Source organism: Mesorhizobium sp. B3-1-9 (assembly GCF_006439595.1).
Lineage (GTDB): Bacteria > Pseudomonadota > Alphaproteobacteria > Rhizobiales > Rhizobiaceae > Mesorhizobium.
In genome coordinates, this window is sequence record NZ_VFTJ01000017.1 from 113,014 (window position 1) to 131,028 (window position 18,015).

An 18,015-nucleotide genomic window follows, 5' to 3' on the forward strand; every position below is an offset into this window, starting at 1 on the left:
CAGTCCAAGGCGTGTGGAGATTCAGGGCGGGCCGGCCTCACCTGAAGATCGGACATCTTACAGCTTGATCTTCAAGGTCTCCCAGAACTTGTCGATCAGCGGTTGTTCGGTCGCATTGTCCTGATCGCCGATGCGCGTGATGAAGAGCAGTCCCCGATCGGCGGTGCCGAAGCCGACGATTTCGAAATCCGCACTGTCTGTGCGCGTCTTGACGGTGGCCTTGAGGCCCGTCAACTCCTTGCCGTCGGCCAGCTTGCGGCTCGTCGGCTGCTGCGTCAGCTGCCCACCCGCCTGGACCGTTTCCTTGGTCATCTCCTGCAGCATCAGCTGGTTGAGGGAAACCGGGTTCATCCTGTCGTATTTCTGTACCACGACGAGGGTGCCGAGCGCCGAAGCCATGAGATACTGGGCGATGCCGTCGCCGAGATCGGTCTTGGTGACCGAATTGCTGCTCGAATGGACGAAGGAGAATGCGCCGCCGGAGAAGGTCGCGAAATCATTGTGATCGATCCGCACCTTGCTGGTCCTGCCGCCGGGCAAGGTCACGTCGACATCCTCGCCCGGATCGATATCGACGCTCACGCCGTCGATGGTCAGCTTGAATGCCTTCGGGTCGTCGGCACGGGCAAGCCCTGCGCAAAGCACGATCGCAGCGAACGCCGCTGCCGCAAATCTCGGTCGCATATCCTGCCCTCTCCGCGCAGTTCCATTCAACGTATTCGATTTCTTCGGCAGCCGGGTCCCGCTTATCATACCCGGCTGACGATCAGCGTGGGCCACTTCGCAAAAACCACGGATGATTGCCGCAATGGCAGGCGTCCGCCCATGGCTTCAATAGCTTGGCGGCGAACCGCAGTTCGATTGATAATGCCGACATATTACAGGAAGATAGTGGCCTTGACTGGGGTTGGGGGGTGTCATGACAATTGCCAATCGTATCGCGCTATGCCTGCTGCTGGCGCTCGCTCCTTTGCATGCCTGGGCGGAAGGCGACGACAAGGCCATGATGATCGCCTCGGACGACGCCGAGATGGCGGCGGCGATCGCAAAGGCGCGATCCAGCCTGGATGAATTCCTGAACCTGTCCGACGCTCCGCCGCCGGGAACCGACAGGTTCAAGCTGAAGGTGATGATCGTCGACGGCAATGCGACAGAGCATTTCTGGGTCATTCCCTTCAAGCGGACGGCCAACGGCTTCGTCGGGATATTGGCGAACGAGCCGGAAATCGTCCGCAACGTCGTCCTCGGCCAGAACATCGAATTCACCAGGGACGACATCTCCGACTGGGGCTACACAAGGAACGGCCGCCAGGTCGGCAGCTTCACCGTCTGTGTGATGTTCAAGAAGATGTCGAAGGAAGAGGCGGATTACATGCGTTCTGCATACGGCTTCGATTGCTGAACCCTATCCGGCCGCTTCGTCCTTCGCGCCGATCTTGCGCACCAGCGCCGCCGTCGCCAGCATGGCGCCGAGATCGGTGATCATCGGCGCGACATGAATGTTGTAGTCGATCGGCTGCGAGATATCCGGAAGCTCGAAGAAGTTCTTCGACCGCGGCATCAACAGAAAGCCGTCGCTGCCGCCGAGCGCCACCCGCGCCTGGTCGTAGGGCCATGTCTCGCGCAGCCAGGTCAGCGCCCGCGCCATCCGGCCGGTGACCAGCGGCCGCGCCGCCTCGACATTGTCGGTGCGGAATTCATAGGCGGCGTCGAGGTCTTCGACGCCGGAGGACAGCTCCTGCATCTTGCTGGCGAACATGCCGCGGAAGAAATGCGCCACCTTGCCGGCCTTGCGCGCGGCAACCAGCGTGCCCGGGAACGGCTCGATGGTCTCGAAGGCGACGATGACGCCCTTGAATGCGGTCGTCTCGCTTTTGCCGGAGCCTTCCCAGAGCTTGGCCTCGTAGAGCTCGAAGGGAAAATCCTCGTAGCGCCCGGAAATGACGTCGTCGAAGCTCTGGCGGTTGAAAGCGCCGACGGTTTCGCGCGGCATCCTGTCGAAGGAGTTCGGTCGCGTTCCGTGCTGGTAGCGCACGTCGCGCACGAAGCCGAAGATCATCGGCAGCAGCGTGTCGCGGAAGGATTGCTGCAGCCGGGTCGCCGGCCTCAGCGCCTGGAAATAGAGCACCACCGCCGCGGCCATGCCGCCAAGATAGAGAAAGACATGCGGCGTGGAGAGCCACTGTTCGTGCGGATCGGCGGCGGCGTTGAACAGCCAGGCAATGAGTGCGACGAAGACGACGACCAGGCCGACGAACACGGGCACCCGCCAGCGGACCTGTTTTTGGGCCCACGCCCGTTTCGCCTCATAGTCCTCGATGCCGCGCCTGATGCCTGCGATCACCGCTTCGCTCGGCATGAAATCCACTGCTTCCATGGCCACCCCCGGCCGCCGCTGAGATGCGGCCATGATAGCGGCTTTTGCGCGAAAGTCGCCTGCGCTCGCGGCGATCGGCGGCCAGAGCAATTCCAGGAAAAGTGTGAAACGGTTTTTCCGTCCGGAATTGCGTCAAAACAAATAGCTGGGGCAGTTCGCCGTTTCCGTGAAACTAAGAACTGCCCTAGTTCCGCGAGGCTGGGAAAATCGTCGCCAGCCGGTCCGTTACCCGCGACTTGAGCGCCCCGTCGAGCGCCTCCACCGGCACCAGCCGCTCATGGCTGCCTGCCCGCAGCCGCATGAAGAAGTGCATCTTGTAGGCGACGATGGCGCCGCGCGTGGCCGGATCGGCGCTGACATCGACAACGAATATCGAGCCGACGCGTGCCGGCCATGGCAGTCTGGTAAAGGCAGTGCCGAGAAAATCGCCGAGCCCATAGGCGACGAAGCTGTCGCCGATGCGCTCGATGGGCTGCACGACATGCGCGTGATGCCCTGCGATCAGCCGGGCGCCGCGATCCGCCAGCCGCCTCGCCAGGGCCCGCGTCGCCGGCCGTGGAAGATGCCGGAACTCCCAGTCCCAGTGCGGCACGGCGCAGATGAGATCGATGCCGGAAACGGCGTCGCTCGGCCATTCGGCGGGATCGCTGCGCATCGAGATGTGTTCCTCGAACGGCGCGGCGTCCGTGTTGCGCCACAGCGTGAAGGCCGCAAAGCCGATCGTCAGCGATCCGGCCGCATGACGCTCGACCGGTCCGCCCGCAACCGTGCCGATGGTCCGGATCCCGAGCCGGCTCAGCGCCGCGCGTGTTTCCTCGAAACCGGCAATCCCCTGGTCGAGCACATGATTGTTGGCCAAGGACAGCACGAGCCTGTCGCGCGCGATGCCGGCGGCTGCAAGCGCATCGGCCAGGAAACGCTCGCGCATCGCATGATGCGTGCCGAGCCACGTGCCGATCGCCGCGCGTGGGCGTTCGACGATCGGGCTTTCGCAATTGCCGACCACGAGGTCGGCGGATGAAAGCAGCGCGGCGATCGCCGGATCGCATTCCGGCGCATCGCGATTGGCGACTGCCGAAATGTCGCCGACGAACGCCAGCCGCACCTTCCGCATGGGCTGCGGATCGATCAACGTCGCCGCGGGCGCCGCGAAACCGTCCCGGTCGCCGGCAAGCGACGGTCGCAGCAGGCGCGGCAGCCACGACAGTTTGTAGGAAAGCGGATAGTTCGACACGGGCAGGTCCAGTTTCGCCCTGTGTAGACTGTCTGACGGGCCGGTTGAAGCCGGGCGCCATTGCGAAAACGAACTCGCTGATCTGCAAGACCGGAGAACGCCTCGAGCCAAATACGTGTATGCTCGCGGCATGAGTGGAGGGCAATGACGATGCGTAGAGCGACCCTTGCAGCAGCCTTGTTTGCATTCCTGCCGGCATCCTTCGCGTGGGCGGAGATGCCGGACGCGGCCAAGTCCATGTTTGAGGCGAAGAGCGTTGCCGACCGCAACGCGGCGCTGTCGATGCTGGAGGCGACAGCGGCCAGGGACCCGGCAGCGGCCTATGCCGCGGGCGCCGGCGAATTCTTCACCGCCCTGGAACTCCTCGCCACCGGCCTGCATCGCCGCGGTTTCGAGAGCCCGAAATCCTTCATGCTGCCGCTGATGCAATTGCCCGTGCCGGACAATCCCAACCCGCAACCGCTGACCTATGAAGAATTCCGCGCCATCCTTGTCGCCTTCCATGACCGGCTGGAAAAATCCGCTGCAACGCTGGGCTCGGTGCCGGCCGATGCCGATATCGGCATGGTCGTCGACCTCACCCGCGTCGGCATCGACCTCAACGAGGATGGCAAGCTCGCGCCCGACGAAAGCATCGCCGCCATCATGGCCTCGCTCGCCCGTGGCAGCATCGATACCAGCGATGCAGCACCCTCGTTGACCTTCCGCTTCGACCGCGCCGACGGCTTCTGGCTGCAAGGCTACGCCGAATTCCTGATGGCGCAGGCCGATTTCTGGCTGGCGCATGACTTCAAGGGCATGTTCGACGGCTCCTTCCACATGCTGTTCCCGCGCGCGAAACTGCCGCTGCAGGATGCGCTGGTACCGCTGGACGGCGGCATGAGCGGCAACATCTTCGCCTCGGAATGGCGCTTCGCCGACTTCGTCTCACTGGTGCACCTCGTCAACTGGCCGGTGGTCGAGCCGGAGCGCCGGCAGGCCGCGCGCCGCCATTTGCTGGAGATGATCCGGCTGTCGCGCGAGGACTGGAAAGCGATCCTGGCCGAGACCGACAATGACCGCGAATGGCTGCCTGGACCGCAGCAGAAAGGCGTCAATCCGCTGACCGGCCTCGAGGTCGGCGAGCAGCAGGTGACCGCCTGGCTCGCCGCGCTGACCATGGCCGAGGACCTTCTCGAAGGCCGCGTGCTGCTGCCGCATTTCCGCGTCACCGGCAGGGGCATCAACATGAAGCGCTTCTTCGACGAGCCGAAACCTTTCGACCTCGTGCTCTCGATCACCGGCCCCGGCATCGCGCCTTATCTCGAAAGCGGGAGGATCCTCGCCGGTGACGATTTCGACCAGATCCAGCGCGAATTCGGCGGTGCCGGTTTTTTGACCTTTGCGCTGTGGTTCAATTGAAGCCCGCGGTTTTAGGTTCCTCGCCCCCATGAAATGGGGAGAGGTGGCTCGGCGAAGCCGAGACGGAGAGGGGGCGCCGGTCCGGGCGGCGAAGGCGCTTTGAAGAGAAGGGCTTCCGCCTTACGAAACCCCCTCTCCGTCCGCTTCGCGGACACCTCTCCCCCGCCTCTGGCGGGGGCGAGGAACCGAACCTTCGAGGTCGACGCCGTCCCCCTGGCTATCGTCAGAAAATTGCCCCCTGGTAAAGCACCGCCTGTGCCTCTTGCGGCGCGAAGCGACGGGCCAGCGTGCGGAACGCGCTGTGGACGCCGTCACGGTCGAGGTTGCTGCTTCTGAGGTGGCGGACCGCCAATGTCGGATCGAATTCGGTGCGCCCGTGCAGGACCCGCTGATTGTCGAAGACCAGCACCTCGCCTGGCTGCAGCTGATGCCGGAACTGGTTCGCCGGATCGCAGATCAGCCGCGTCAGCTCGGCAAGCGCCTCGATCAGCCCATCGATCTCGTCGACGGCGCCGGCCTGTGGTGCCAGGCAGCGATCGTTGAAGCGCATGCCGGTGACGGCGCCGGTCGCGTCTAGGCTGATGACATGCGCCTCGGCGCTGAAGAACACGTCGCCGGCGTGCTCGCGATGGAATGTCACGCCATGCCGGGTCAGCAGGTCGAACAAATGAGGCGTGTTCGTGCGCATCTGTTCGGCGACCTGAAAACCGTCGACCATCAGCGATGTGCCGCCGCTGCCGGCGCCGGTCCTGATGGCATGGAAGAAGATGAAGCCCGGCGGCGAATAGCGGAACGGCTCGTCCGTGTGCGGGATCTGCGCCCGCGCCGTCTCTCCGGCCACCCGCGCGTCAGGTCGTGAGACAAGGTCGAAAACCTTGCCGTAGCTGGTCTCGCGCACGGGCCCGTAGCGGCCGGCGACACGCAGCGTCGCCTCGGGCTCGGCCGGAACGCCGGTCAGCATGGCGATGCCGTGGTCGCGTAAGGCGCGCAGCGAGCGGAAAAGCGCCTCGTCGTCCTCGACCACCGCATCGAAGGCAAAGCGACCGAGCCGCCTCGATAGATCGCTGTTCCACAGTTCCGGATGGAAGCGTGGCCCGCCGAAATCGCCGACCCGTCCGGCATAGACAGCCAGAAAGCCAGCCGCGAAACGGGAGGCATGGCCGTCCTGCCAGACCACGTCCATTGTCCCGTCGGACGAGATTTCGACCGACGTTGCCCGGATATCGGCGGGAACGTCGGCGGGCGTCAGCCAGCGCTTTCCGGAAGCGGTGTCGCCGCATATCTCGCATTCGCAGGCAAGCCTCAGCCAGCGCATCGACAGCCGGCCGGCGCTACCGTCGTCGAATTCGACCGCGATGCGTGCTCCCTCGTTGCGCATCGATCGGAACGAGCAGGGCGGCGCAAAAACCTGATTAACGGGAATGGACTGCGTTTGCATATCGAGCATGACCTGGCATCCTAAATTGAGCTGGCTTCAACGCTAGGTCGGCGGTAGCCCACATAGCAAACGAGTTTGTTTTCGTAGATTTTGAGGTAAACTCAATCCATGACGTCCCTTCGCGACCTCCCTTTGTCGGCTTTGCGGGCGCTGGCCGCCGCCGCGCGCACCGGCAGTCTCACGCGCGCCGCCGACGAGCTCGGTGTCACGCCGGGCGCCGTCGGCCATCAGTTGCGGCAGTTGGAGGATCGGCTTGGCGTCAAGCTGGTCAGGCGCGAGGGCAACGGCATCGCGCTCACGCGCATCGCCGAAGCGGCGCTGCCCGACATCGACCGCGGCTTCGACGCACTGGCGTCCGGGCTGCGGCGGCTGCGTTTCGAGCGCCGCGCCGATACGTTCACCGTCGCGGCCGATCCGTCCTTCGCCTCGCTTTGGCTGGCGCCGCGCCTTGGCAATGTCCGCGCGGCTCTCGGCAGGCTGGATGTGCGCGTCGTCGTGTCGATCGCGTTGGATTCGATGCTGGACGAAGGCATCGACCTCGCCATCAGCTACCGCAACAGCTCGGCGAAACATCTCGCTTCGGCCGAGCTCTTCACCGAAAGGGTAGTCCCGGCCTGCGCCCCGGCGTTGATCGGGAACCGCTCCGACCGGGACGGCGCCGGGATGCTCGACCGCCTGCCTCTGCTGCATATCGATCAGACCATGGGCGACGACGTCTATCCCACATGGGAGAACTGGTTCACCGCCGCCGGCCGACAGCGCAAGAACATCGACCACGGACCGCGGTTCCCCTTGACCGTACTGGCCGCGCAGGCCGCGATCTCCGGGATGGGCGCGCTGCTCGCCAGCGAACTGGTACTGAGACAGCATTTCCGCTCCGGGCAGCTCGTCGAGATTGCCAGCGAGATTCCGGCATTGACCATCAGGCGCCGTCTGGTCTGGCCGGTGGACGGACCGAAGGCCCGCCGCGCCGCCGCCGTCGCCGCGGCGCTTGCCTCGACCGCGACAGCGGACGCCAGCGATCTCCGGCTCACTACGTCATGACGCCTCTCCTGACAGCCTTCTGTCAGCAGCGTCCGCGCGCGGCCGGCGCCGTTTCACTCGGCTCTTTCCATTTTGGCCGAGTCCACCCATATTCCGGTCATGGCCAGACATCCTGACAAGAAGACGCCTTCGTCGGCGCAAGATGACGCGCCGAAGCGGCGCAGCCCGCTGACCGAATTCCTCGATGCCGCCGAGCCGCTAAAGCCGGGTGGTTTTGGCGAGGCGCCGCAGGCCGACTTTTCCGGCGCGCCGCTGACCGGCTCGATCTCCGATTGGGCCGGGCAGATCGAGCGCGAGGCGGAAAAGCAGCCGAAGGCGAAGGCCCCGAAGAAGATCCCCGAGCGCTCGTCGGCGCCCGGCCGCACGGCGCGCGGCACCTCGATGGGGGGTGCTGCATCGGCGCGCGAGCGCACCGCGGCCGGCCTCAATCCGATCGCCGGCCTCGACGTCTCGCTGGAAGAAGCCGAGACGATGACGTCCAGCGGCGTCACCGCCACGGTGGCAGCCCTGTCGGCACTGATCGAATCCGGCAATCCCCTGCACAAGGACGGCGTGCTTTGGACGCCGCACCGCCCCGAGCGCCCGGAAAAGTCCGAAGGCGGCATCGCCATCAAGATGGTTTCGGATTTCGAGCCGGCCGGCGACCAGCCGACGGCGATCAAGGATCTCGTCGAAGGCGTCGGCAGCAACGACCGCACACAGGTGCTGCTCGGGGTGACCGGCTCGGGCAAGACCTTCACCATGGCCAAGGTGATCGAGGAAACGCAGCGTCCTGCCCTGATCCTGGCGCCCAACAAGACGCTGGCCGCGCAGCTCTATGCCGAGTTCAAGAAATTCTTCCCCGAAAACGCGGTCGAGTATTTCGTCTCCTACTACGACTATTACCAGCCGGAGGCCTATGTGCCCCGGACCGACACCTTCATCGAAAAGGAATCCTCGATCAACGAGCAGATCGACCGCATGCGCCATTCGGCGACGCGTTCGCTGCTCGAGCGCGACGACGTCATTATCGTCGCCTCGGTGTCTTGCATCTACGGTATCGGCTCGGTCGAGACCTATACGGCGATGACCTTCCAGATGCAGGTCGGCGACCGGCTCGACCAGCGCGCCCTGCTCGCCGATCTCGTCGCCCAGCAGTACAAGCGCCAGGACATCAATTTCGTCCGTGGCTCCTTCCGCGTGCGCGGCGACACCATCGAGATCTTCCCGGCCCACCTGGAAGACCGCGCCTGGCGCATCTCGATGTTCGGCGACGAGATCGAGTCCATCACCGAGTTCGACCCGCTGACCGGCCAGAAGACCGGCGAGCTGAAAAGCGTCAAGATCTACGCCAATTCGCACTATGTGACGCCGCGCCCGACCTTGAATCAAGCCATCAAGTCTATCAAGGAAGAGCTCAAGCTTCGCTTGCAAGAGCTTGAAAAGGCTGGCCGTTTGCTGGAGGCGCAGCGGCTGGAGCAGCGCACCCGCTTCGACCTGGAGATGCTAGAGGCGACCGGTTCCTGCGCCGGCATCGAAAACTATTCGCGTTATCTAACCGGACGCCAGCCGGGCGATCCGCCGCCAACCTTGTTCGAATACATTCCCGACAACGCGCTGGTCTTCATCGACGAAAGCCACGTTACCGTGCCGCAGATCGGCGGCATGTATCGCGGCGACTTCCGCCGCAAGGCGACGCTGGCCGAGTACGGTTTCCGCCTGCCTTCCTGCATGGACAACCGGCCGCTTCGCTTCGAGGAATGGGACGCCATGCGCCCGCTGTCGGTGGCGGTTTCGGCGACGCCGGGCGGTTGGGAGCTCGACCAGTCCGGCGGCGTCTTCGCCGAGCAGGTCATCCGCCCGACCGGCCTGATCGACCCGCCGGTCGAGGTGCGTCCGGCCAAGAGCCAGGTCGACGACGTCGTCGGCGAGATCCGCGACACGACCCGGGCCGGCTACCGCACGCTGGTCACCGTGCTGACCAAGCGCATGGCCGAGGACCTCACCGAATACCTGCATGAGAACGGCATCCGCGTCCGCTACATGCATTCCGATATCGACACGCTGGAGCGCATCGAGATCCTGCGCGATCTGCGCCTCGGCGCCTTCGACGTGCTGGTCGGCATCAACCTGTTGCGCGAAGGCCTCGACATTCCCGAATGCGGCTTCGTCGCCATTCTCGATGCCGACAAGGAAGGTTTCCTGCGTTCGGAAACGTCGCTGATCCAGACCATCGGCCGCGCCGCCCGTAACGTCGATGGCAAGGTCATCCTCTACGCCGACCAGATCACCGGCTCGATGGAGCGGGCGATGGCGGAGACCAACCGCCGCCGCGAGAAGCAGATGGAGTGGAACGTCGCCAACGGCATCACGCCGGAATCGGTCAAGTCGCGCATCGCCGACATTCTCGACTCGGTCTACGAGAAGGACCATGTCCGCGCCGACATCTCGCAGTTCACCGACGATGCCGGGGCGATGATCGGCAACAACCTCAAGACCCATCTCGAGGCGTTGGACAAGCAGATGCGCGATGCCGCCGCCAATCTCGACTTCGAGAAGGCGGCGCGCGTCCGCGACGAGATCAAGCGGCTGCGCGAGATGGAACTCGCCATCTCCGACGATCCGCTGGCGCGCGAGGTGGAAGGGCAAAGTCCTGCATCGGGCCGCGAAAAGGGCAAGCACAACAAGGGCGTGGCCAAACATCGTACGGTCGAGGAACAGGAGCGGTTCCGCAAGCTCGATGAAGCGCGTGCCGCCGAGGAGGCGGCCAAAGCTGCCCGGCCCAACCTGTTCCGCAAGCCGCATCTCGACGAGATGGGCGCCGACGGTGCCGTGCCGGTGAAGAAGCCGCTTTTCGCCAAGCCGTCGATCGACGACATGGGCCCCGGCACCGACATGACGACCCCGGCCGGCGCCGTCTCGCGTTCGCTGTTCAAGAAGCAGAGCGCGCAGGAAGCGCATGATTCCGATTTCGGTATTCCCGGCGACCGCAGCAAACCGCTGTTCCGCAAGAACTCGCTTGACGAGATGACGGTGCGCCGCACCGAGAAGCCCGTCGAGGGCAAGAAGCCGGCTAAGCCGCAGCCGATCTCCCCCCCTGGGGGCGAGATGTCCGGCAGGACAGAGGGGGGCGCGAAGGAACGCGACGACAAACCCATCGTCCGCCAGCGCGCCGGCATCGGCTCATACGAGGATCCAGCCGACGAGCGCCGCCAGAAACGCCGGCCGGGCAAGACTGGTCGGCCGGGGCAGTAGCGCCTTTTCCTTCTCCGCTTGTGGGAGAGGGCAAGTGCGGCCCACTTGCCCTCACCCTCGCCTTTGGTGTAGTCGCTCAGCATACTCGAACATCTGGAAAGGAGGGCTGCGTGAACTACTGTCACCATCGTCAGCGTGGCCCGATTTGTGCCCTGCGAGCTTGCTTGCAGGGCTGACCAGGACGGTCCGGGTTTTCCCGCTTCGATTTTTGGTCTGCCCTTCGTGGTGCCGCTGAGCGTGGCCTGATGGCCTGCCGGCGCACCGTCAAAGTGCATTGAGCCGCTAGAGCATGATCCCGAAAATGGGAACCATTTTTCGGGATCATGCTCCAACAAAGCGTCGGCAAGACCAGAGATATCGACATGGCCCTGATCAGCCTCAAATCCCTCGGCGTCACCATGAGTGCGCCGCTTTTTTCCAATCTCGACCTCATCATCGGCGCCGGCGACCGGCTCGGCATCGTCGCGGCCAATGGCCGTGGCAAATCCACCTTGCTCAAATGCCTGGCCGGCGAATTCGAAGCCACCACCGGCGACATCACCCGCTCGCGCGGCTTGCGCGTCGGCCATGTCGAGCAATCCGTCCCCGACGCGCTGCTCGACCGCAGCTTCCATGACGCCGTCGCCGATGCTTTGCCGCCCGAACAGCGCGACAGCGAGCTCTGGCGCGTTGACGTGGTGCTGGATTCGCTCGACGTGCCGGAGGACATGCGCGAGCGGAGAATGCGCGCCTTGAGCGGCGGCTGGCAGCGGCTGGCGCTGATCGCGCGCGTCTGGGTCACCGATCCGGACGTGCTCCTGCTCGACGAGCCAACCAATCATCTCGACCTTGCCAGGATCAGCCAACTCGAGACATGGCTCAACGCGTTGCCCCGCGAGGTGCCGGTGATCATCGCCAGCCACGACCGCGCCTTCCTCGACGCCACCACCAACCGCACACTGTTCCTGCGTCCGGAGGACTCACCGGTGTTCGCCTTGCCGTATTCGCGCGCCAGGCAGGCCCTCGACGACGTCGATGCGGCGACGGCGCGGAAGTTCGAGCGCGACATGAAAACCGCCCAGCAGCTGCGCAAGCAGGCCGCCAAGCTGAACAATATCGGCATCAATTCCGGCAGCGACCTTTTGACGGTGAAGACCAGGCAGCTCAAGGAGCGGGCGGAGAAGCTGGAAGATGCGGCGGTGGCGGCTCACCGCGAACGCTCGGCCGGCGCAATCCGGCTCGCCAACCGCGGCACCCACGCCAAGGTGCTGATCACGCTCGAGGACGCGGCGGTCGAAACCCCTGACGGCACGCTGCTGTTCAGGACCGGCAAGCGCCATATCTGCCAAGACGATCGCATCGTGCTGCTCGGCCGAAACGGCGTCGGTAAGACGCGCTTCATCGCGATGATCCGCGACGCCGTCGCCGAGCCAGGTTCGGTCGCGAACGTCAAGGTGACGCCCTCGACCGCGCTCGGCTACAGCGATCAGGCGTTGTCGGGCATCGATGGCGACGACACGCCGCTGGCGATGCTCTCGCGCCGCTTCGATGTCGGCGAGCAGCGCGCCCGTTCTCTGCTCGCCGGCGCCGGCATCGCCATCGAAATGCAGCAGCGGAAGATCGGCCTTCTGTCCGGCGGACAGAAGTCGAGACTGATGATGCTGGTACTGCGGCTCATCCATCCCAATTTCTATCTGCTCGACGAGCCGACCAACCACCTCGATATCGACGGTCAGGAAGCGTTGGAGGACGAATTGCTGAAGCATCAGGCGAGCTGCCTGCTTGCCTCGCATGACCGCTCCTTCATCCGCGCCGTCGGCAACCGCTTCTGGCTGATCGACAGGCGGCGGCTGACCGAAGTCGACGACCCGGAAGCGTTCTTCCGCTCCGTCGCCGAAACGCCGAACTGAGAGACGATACATCTGCCGGGCCGGCATTCGAAGCAACGCCGGCCCGGCAGGCTTTGCTGCCGGCCCGGCAATACTTTTCCATCTGCTAAAAAAGGAGCATCTTGAATTGCTCAGCCATGGAGGGAACGGGCCATGCGTGCAGTGGAAATCATCAGCAATCTCTACAAAGCCTATGCGGACCGCGACATCGAGGGCGCCCTCGCCCATTGCGCCGAGGATGTCGTATTCCGCTGGATTGCCGATCCCCGGCAATCGCGTCATGCCGGCACCGCGCATGGCAAGCAGGAATTCCTCGCCAGGCTCCTGGCGCTCGACGATGACTTCGAATACCGGCACTTCGTCCCGGTCGAGATCATCGACGGCGGCGACAAGGTCGCCGCGCAGGTCGAGATCTACATGACACGCCGCGCCACCGGCGAGGAGTTCATCATGCGCACCGCCAATTTCTGGACGGTGCGCGACGGCGAGATCATCGAGATGGTGGAATATTACGACACCGCGCTGGCGGCGTCGGTGTTCTGAAAAGATTGAGGCGATCTGTCGGATCGCCTGTTGCCGCCTCGTCCTTGGGATGCCGACACGGTGATGCCGGCATCAACCAGGGAGAACCAACATGTCGGTACTGTCATCCATCGGCCGCCTCGCCAACCGGTATGCCGCGGCGCGTGCCCGTCATCGCAGCGAGCGCATCCTGCTTTCGCTGCCCGCCGAGTTGCGCAAGGACATCGGCTTTCCGGAGATTTTCGAAACGCGGGAAAGCCGCCGTGCCGCCACCTTCTCGGCGAAGGTCATATAAAGTGGCATATCCAATGCGATTGTTCTCCGGTCGCCCCGGCTGCCGGGAACCGGCCCTTTAAGAAATTTTCGAGAGGCATGTAGGATCGCCGCCGGTTCGTCCGTCCTTGGGTGGCCAGATCAACCCCGTGAAGAGGAACACGAGAATGAACGACCAGACCCCGCCCCGCGCCAAGGTCCTTGGCGGATTGACCCCCTACCTGCAGGTCGACGGCGCCATCAAGGCCGCCGAATTCTACAAGAAGGCTTTCGGCGCGGAGGAAGTGTTCGCCTATCCGGCGGACGACAAGGGCCGCACCATGCACATCCATCTCTACGTCAATGGCTCGACGCTGATGCTGGGCGATGCCTATCCCGAGCACGGCCATCCGCATCAGGCGGCGCAGGGCTACACGCTGCAGCTCCATCTCGGCGGCGACGATATCGATGCCTGGTGGAAGCGCGCGGTCGATGCCGGCTGCGAGGTCGTCACCCCGCTGCAGGTGATGTTCTGGGGCGACCGCTGGGGCCAGGTGAAAGACCCCTTCGGCGTCGCCTGGGCGATGAACGCGCCGGTGAAGTGATTTCCTGGCGAGCAGCGGCGCCCGCCAATGGTGGGCATGTCGCGCTCACTCGCGCCGGGTCGCGCCCCCGCCGGCCCGGCGCCTGATTTCAGCAAAGAGGAGTCCACCATGTCCTATGTCGATGGCTTCGTGCTCGCCGTGCCGAAGGCAAATCTCGATGCGTACAAGAAAATGGCTGCGAACGCCGGCGCCGTCTGGAAGGAGCATGGCGCGCTCGCCTACGTCGAATGCGTCGGCGACGACGTGCCCTATGGCGAGCTGACCTCGTTCCCGCGCGCCGTGCAGGCGAAGGACGATGAAATCGTCATCTTCGCCTGGGTCGTCTACGAGTCCAGACAGAGCCGCGACACGGTCATGGCCAAGGTGATGGCCGACGAGCGCCTCAAGATGGACTGGTCTGCCATGCCGTTCGACGGCAAGCGCATGATCTTCGGCGGCTTCCAGCCGTTCGTGGAGCTTTGAAGCACTCGGCCCTTCGCTTCGTCATCCTATGACGAAGCTGAGAGGCTTCGCCCTGCTACGCTAGCTTATCCAGCAGCGGCTTCAGCCGATCCCCATACCGCTTCCACAGATCGACCGAGCCCTGATACATCGGCTGGCGCACCTGCGCCGCCGATGCGGTACGCACCGGTCGGTCCGTCTCGTGGAACGACAGGACCTTGTCGTCCCAGGGCAGGCCGAGATGCGCCATCAGCGCCCGCGTCTGCCCTTCCTGGTCGGCGACGAAATCCTCGTAGCGCACATCGTGCACGACGCCCGGCAGCACCTTGTGCCAATGCGCCATAATGTCGGTGTAGAGGTTGTGGAAATCGGCGAGCTCGCCGAGATCATAGCCGTAGCGATGGCTGTCGCCGCGGAAATGCACCTTGAAGATCGACAGGCACGTCGCCGCCGCGTCGCGCGCGCAATGGACGATCTTGGCCTTCGGCAGCATCATGTGCAGGAAGCCGACCAGAAGGAAGTTGCCCGGCATCTTGTCGGTGACATGGCGGTACCCCGGATAGCGGGTATGCAGCATGTCGAGATAGGCCTGGCCGGCTTCGGCGAACGCCTTGTAGGGCATGTCGGCGATACCGGCGGGGAAGCCGCCCGGCATGTTCATCGGAAACTGCTTGCCGACGGCCGTCTTCAGGATGTTCAACTCGCCGGCGCCAAGGACCTGCGGGTGGCTGGCGATGATCTGCTCGACCAGCGTGGTGCCGGAACGCGGCATGCCGACGACGAAGATCGGCGTGTCATCGGAAATGCCGCTTGGCTTGTGCTTCTCGAAGAAGACCGTGTCGAAGGCCTCCTTCATCGCCTCGAATTCGCCGCGCGTGCGCGCGGGATCGTAGTCGATCGCCTTGCGGCGAATGGCATTGCCCTCGGCGAAATAGTCGAAAGCGCGGCCATAGTCCTTGAGGTCGTCATTGACCTTGCCCAGGCCGAAGGAGAGCTGCATGCGCGCGAGGCTGCCCTGCGGCGCCTTGGCGTGCTCGGCCTCCATGCCGGAAAGCTCCTTGTCGCGCTCGGTCTGGCGCTTGACCTGCGTGAGCAGCAGCCAGGCCCTGGCCATGTTCGGGGCGATCGCCAGTGCCTGGCGGGCGAGATCGGTTGCCTCGTCGAGCTTGCCCTTCTCCATCATCGCGACGCCCAGTCCGTAGAGCAGCTCGGCGTCCTTCGGCCGGATCGACAGCGCCTCGCGGAACAGCTTGATCGCCTCGTCCAACCGCCCGGCTTCCTGCAGCGTTTCGGCGAGACCGACACGCGCGCGGACATGGAACGGATTGCGGCCGATCGTGCCGCGATAGATCTCCTCGGCGGCGTCGAACTGCCCGAGCTGCGTCAACGACGAACCGAGATTGTCGCGCGCGGCCAGTTGGTCGGGCCGGATATCGACCGCGCCGCGGAAGAAATCGATCGCGGCGGCGACGCGCCCGAGGTCACGCATGACCGTGCCCATATTGTTGAGGAAGTCGGCATTCTCGGGTTGCAGCGTCACCGACTGCTCGAGGAGATCGAGCCCTTCCTGGCTCCTGCCGGTCTGGTGCAGCAGCAATCCGAGGAAATGCAGCGCGGCGGCATGGTTCGGCTGCTGCCCCAGGACCTGCCGGTAGAGCGCCTCGGCCTCCTGGCGGCGTCCCGCCTGATGCAGTTGCAGCGCCTTTTGCACATACGGGTCGAGCGGGCTGGCCGAGCCACCTGGCCTGCCGCCGGCGTTTGCCGCTCTTCTGTGATCTTTGCTAATGGGAAACCTGCCGTATTTGTTGGTCCGCCGGACCTAAGCCATGCGGGCAAGAGATTCAAGACAAAGCGTCAGCGCGCATCGCGGTGTCCGTTTGCGCGGATGGACACCGCGGTTTTCTCAGCACGGCCCGTCGCCGACGATGCGATAGTCCGCCGCGCGGGCCTCGCATGCGTTCGGGAAGGTGCGCACTTGCCCATGTCGCCTGGCGCAGACCGGCGCGTATTCGCGTGTGCAGAACGTCTGCTCCCCGCCGCCACCGCCTCCACCACCACCATCGCGGCAAGGACCGTCGCGCACGATGCGGTAGCCTTCCCTTTCGGCCAGGCAGGCATTGGCGAAGGTCTGGCGGTCGCCGCCGCGCCGCGCGCAGACCGGTTCGTATTGCATGGTGCAGAGCTGCGGATGTGGCCGGGGCGGCCGGGGGCGCGGCCCATCGTCGACGACGACGGTACAGGCTGCCAGCAGCGCGGACAGCATGAAAATGACGACGCCCTGCCGCCAGACCGCAAGAAACCGCATAAGTCCCTCCTCCATCCCGACGCGTGATGCCGGCTCGCGATATCCTCGCATCCCGCGCGGTAAACGCAACCATCGTTTGTGGAGCGCACGACCCATGGTCGCCACCCTCATGCTGGCCCATGCTTGGCCCGTCTCTGGCCGATGACCGGTGATGAGGCCGGGTCTATCGAGGCCCCAGCGTTGGACGCGCCGCGGGCCGCCCGCGAGCGTCGTCTTGCAAGCATCACGTTTCCGTGTAATAAAAATCATGTTCGGGCATTTGCGACCCGGAGAGCGGAACGTTTTGGACGACCTTTCCCCGACAAGTGTGAATCTCTGACAACCCCGTTTTTCGGCGGGGGGTTTGACCATGCGCGAATGCATGACCGCCGAAGCAACCACCGGGATTTGCCCGAGGCGCGAGGCAGCGGGCGAACCACAAGACTGACACGGGTGAAGGAGTTTCCCCAATGGCCCAGACCGGTACCGTAAAGTTCTTCAATGCCACCAAAGGCTTCGGCTTCATCACGCCGGATGGTGGCGCCAAGGACGTGTTCGTCCACATTTCCGCGATCGAGGCCTCAGGCCTGCGCACGCTGGTCGACGGTCAGAAGGTCACCTTCGACGTCGAGCCGGACCGCATGGGCAAGGGCCCGAAGGCGGTCAACCTGCGCGCCGCCTGATCCCCGCAACAGCCTTATCCTTGCGGATGCAATGGTGCGGCAGGATCATGAACCGGCTTCTGCACAGGCCTGAAATTGCGAAGGCGCGACCGAGACGGTCGCGCCTTTTTTGCGCGCAAATGCTTGGATCGGCAGGCGAAAACTTTCTCTTGCCGATAGCGCTAAAATAAAGGACAAATTTCCTCTCGGGCAGTTTGCCGGCCCGAGACTTGACTTGATGGGATCAAAGGAGTTTCCCATGCCGCAGACCGGCACCGTCAAATTCTTCAACCATGCCAAGGGCTTCGGCTTCATCACGCCCGATGATGGCGCGAAGGATGTCTTCGTCCATATCTCGGCTGTGCAGGCGTCGGGCCTTCCCGGTCTTGAGGATGGGCAGAAAGTGACATTCGACACCGAGCCGGACAAACGCGGCAAGGGTCCGAAGGCCGTCAATCTGTCGATCGGCTAAGCCGGCCCACGACGGATCCGACGGAGGCCTTTCAGGCGGGACCGCTCCCGCCCGGAATGGATCGTGCCCGGGCCCGGAAAAGTCGCCCCGGCTTCAAAAAATTGCCTAGGCGGTGGTGACGATTTAACTATTTGAGCCAGATGGCGATAGCGGCGAGTTTGACGAAGCCCATGAAGTTGGC

17 protein-coding genes are annotated in these 18,015 nt (G+C 64.3%); 11 read left to right on the forward strand and 6 right to left on the reverse strand.

The features are described from left to right. Window positions 1-57: 57 nt before the first annotated feature. A complete protein-coding gene (locus tag FJW07_RS24535) occupies window positions 58-684 on the reverse strand; it encodes a hypothetical protein (protein ID WP_140859097.1) in 627 nt (208 codons plus the stop codon). Between the two features lie 235 nt (window positions 685-919). Between FJW07_RS24535 and FJW07_RS24540 the strand changes: the two genes are divergently transcribed. Further along, on the forward strand, window positions 920-1,402 hold the full coding sequence (locus FJW07_RS24540; protein ID WP_140859098.1) for a DUF2314 domain-containing protein: 483 nt from the start codon (window positions 920-922) through the stop codon (window positions 1,400-1,402). Window positions 1,403-1,405: 3 nt separating this feature from the next. Here the strand turns inward: FJW07_RS24540 and FJW07_RS24545 are convergent, their stop codons facing one another. Further along, window positions 1,406-2,377, reverse strand: coding sequence for a DUF3137 domain-containing protein (locus FJW07_RS24545; RefSeq protein ID WP_140859099.1), 972 nt, complete (start codon window positions 2,375-2,377; stop codon window positions 1,406-1,408). A gap of 184 nt (window positions 2,378-2,561) precedes the next feature. Next, window positions 2,562-3,611 carry a CapA family protein gene (locus tag FJW07_RS24550; RefSeq protein WP_140859100.1) on the reverse strand — a complete coding sequence of 350 codons (1,050 nt, stop codon included), beginning with the start codon at window positions 3,609-3,611 and terminating at the stop codon, window positions 2,562-2,564. A 144-nt stretch (window positions 3,612-3,755) separates the two neighbouring features. Here FJW07_RS24550 and FJW07_RS24555 point away from each other — a divergent pair, with 144 nt between their 5' ends. Beyond that, window positions 3,756-5,012 carry a hypothetical protein gene (locus FJW07_RS24555; RefSeq protein ID WP_140859101.1) on the forward strand — a complete coding sequence of 419 codons (1,257 nt, stop codon included), beginning with the start codon at window positions 3,756-3,758 and terminating at the stop codon, window positions 5,010-5,012. Window positions 5,013-5,235: 223 nt separating this feature from the next. On the opposite strand, the gene FJW07_RS24560 is transcribed toward FJW07_RS24555, so the two are convergent. Then, window positions 5,236-6,459, reverse strand: coding sequence for a TauD/TfdA family dioxygenase (locus tag FJW07_RS24560; RefSeq protein WP_140859102.1), 1,224 nt, complete (start codon window positions 6,457-6,459; stop codon window positions 5,236-5,238). Between the two features lie 99 nt (window positions 6,460-6,558). On the opposite strand from FJW07_RS24560, the gene FJW07_RS24565 reads away from it, so the two are divergent. The 7 genes from FJW07_RS24565 to FJW07_RS24595 all read left to right on the forward strand — a co-directional run bounded on the left by FJW07_RS24565 (window position 6,559) and on the right by FJW07_RS24595 (window position 14,437). Continuing rightward, the gene (locus FJW07_RS24565; protein ID WP_140859103.1) at window positions 6,559-7,494 is read left to right on the forward strand and encodes a LysR substrate-binding domain-containing protein; all 936 of its coding nucleotides are present in this window, start codon (window positions 6,559-6,561) and stop codon (window positions 7,492-7,494) included. 99 nt (window positions 7,495-7,593) lie between these two features. Further along, window positions 7,594-10,728, forward strand: coding sequence for an excinuclease ABC subunit UvrB (uvrB, locus tag FJW07_RS24570; protein ID WP_140859104.1), 3,135 nt, complete (start codon window positions 7,594-7,596; stop codon window positions 10,726-10,728). Window positions 10,729-11,090: 362 nt separating this feature from the next. Next, window positions 11,091-12,617 carry an ABC-F family ATP-binding cassette domain-containing protein gene (locus FJW07_RS24575; RefSeq protein ID WP_140859113.1) on the forward strand — a complete coding sequence of 509 codons (1,527 nt, stop codon included), beginning with the start codon at window positions 11,091-11,093 and terminating at the stop codon, window positions 12,615-12,617. Between the two features lie 132 nt (window positions 12,618-12,749). Further along, the gene (locus FJW07_RS24580; RefSeq protein ID WP_140859105.1) at window positions 12,750-13,139 is read left to right on the forward strand and encodes a nuclear transport factor 2 family protein; all 390 of its coding nucleotides are present in this window, start codon (window positions 12,750-12,752) and stop codon (window positions 13,137-13,139) included. A 91-nt stretch (window positions 13,140-13,230) separates the two neighbouring features. Then, window positions 13,231-13,413, forward strand: a complete 183-nt coding sequence (locus FJW07_RS24585; RefSeq protein ID WP_041012788.1) for a hypothetical protein — start codon at window positions 13,231-13,233, stop codon at window positions 13,411-13,413. 145 nt (window positions 13,414-13,558) lie between these two features. After that, complete coding sequence (locus tag FJW07_RS24590; protein ID WP_140859106.1) at window positions 13,559-13,975, forward strand: glyoxalase/bleomycin resistance/extradiol dioxygenase family protein; 417 nt, start codon at window positions 13,559-13,561, stop codon at window positions 13,973-13,975. Between the two features lie 108 nt (window positions 13,976-14,083). Continuing rightward, window positions 14,084-14,437, forward strand: coding sequence for a DUF1428 family protein (locus FJW07_RS24595; protein ID WP_140859107.1), 354 nt, complete (start codon window positions 14,084-14,086; stop codon window positions 14,435-14,437). 55 nt (window positions 14,438-14,492) lie between these two features. Here the strand turns inward: FJW07_RS24595 and FJW07_RS24600 are convergent, their stop codons facing one another. Then, a complete protein-coding gene (locus tag FJW07_RS24600) occupies window positions 14,493-16,127 on the reverse strand; it encodes a sulfotransferase (RefSeq protein ID WP_140859108.1) in 1,635 nt (544 codons plus the stop codon). A gap of 192 nt (window positions 16,128-16,319) precedes the next feature. Continuing rightward, window positions 16,320-16,721: a Kazal-type serine protease inhibitor domain-containing protein gene (locus FJW07_RS24605; RefSeq protein ID WP_140703884.1), complete on the reverse strand. Its 402-nt coding sequence runs from the start codon at window positions 16,719-16,721 to the stop codon at window positions 16,320-16,322. A 449-nt stretch (window positions 16,722-17,170) separates the two neighbouring features. Here FJW07_RS24605 and FJW07_RS24610 point away from each other — a divergent pair, with 449 nt between their 5' ends. Together FJW07_RS24610 and FJW07_RS24615 are read left to right on the forward strand one after the other, a co-directional pair. Then, window positions 17,171-17,383, forward strand: coding sequence for a cold-shock protein (locus FJW07_RS24610; protein WP_006202520.1), 213 nt, complete (start codon window positions 17,171-17,173; stop codon window positions 17,381-17,383). Between the two features lie 238 nt (window positions 17,384-17,621). Then, window positions 17,622-17,834 (forward strand): cold-shock protein, encoded by a 213-nt coding sequence (locus FJW07_RS24615; RefSeq protein WP_006202521.1) that lies wholly within the window; start codon window positions 17,622-17,624, stop codon window positions 17,832-17,834. The last annotated feature ends 181 nt before the right edge of the window (window positions 17,835-18,015 follow it).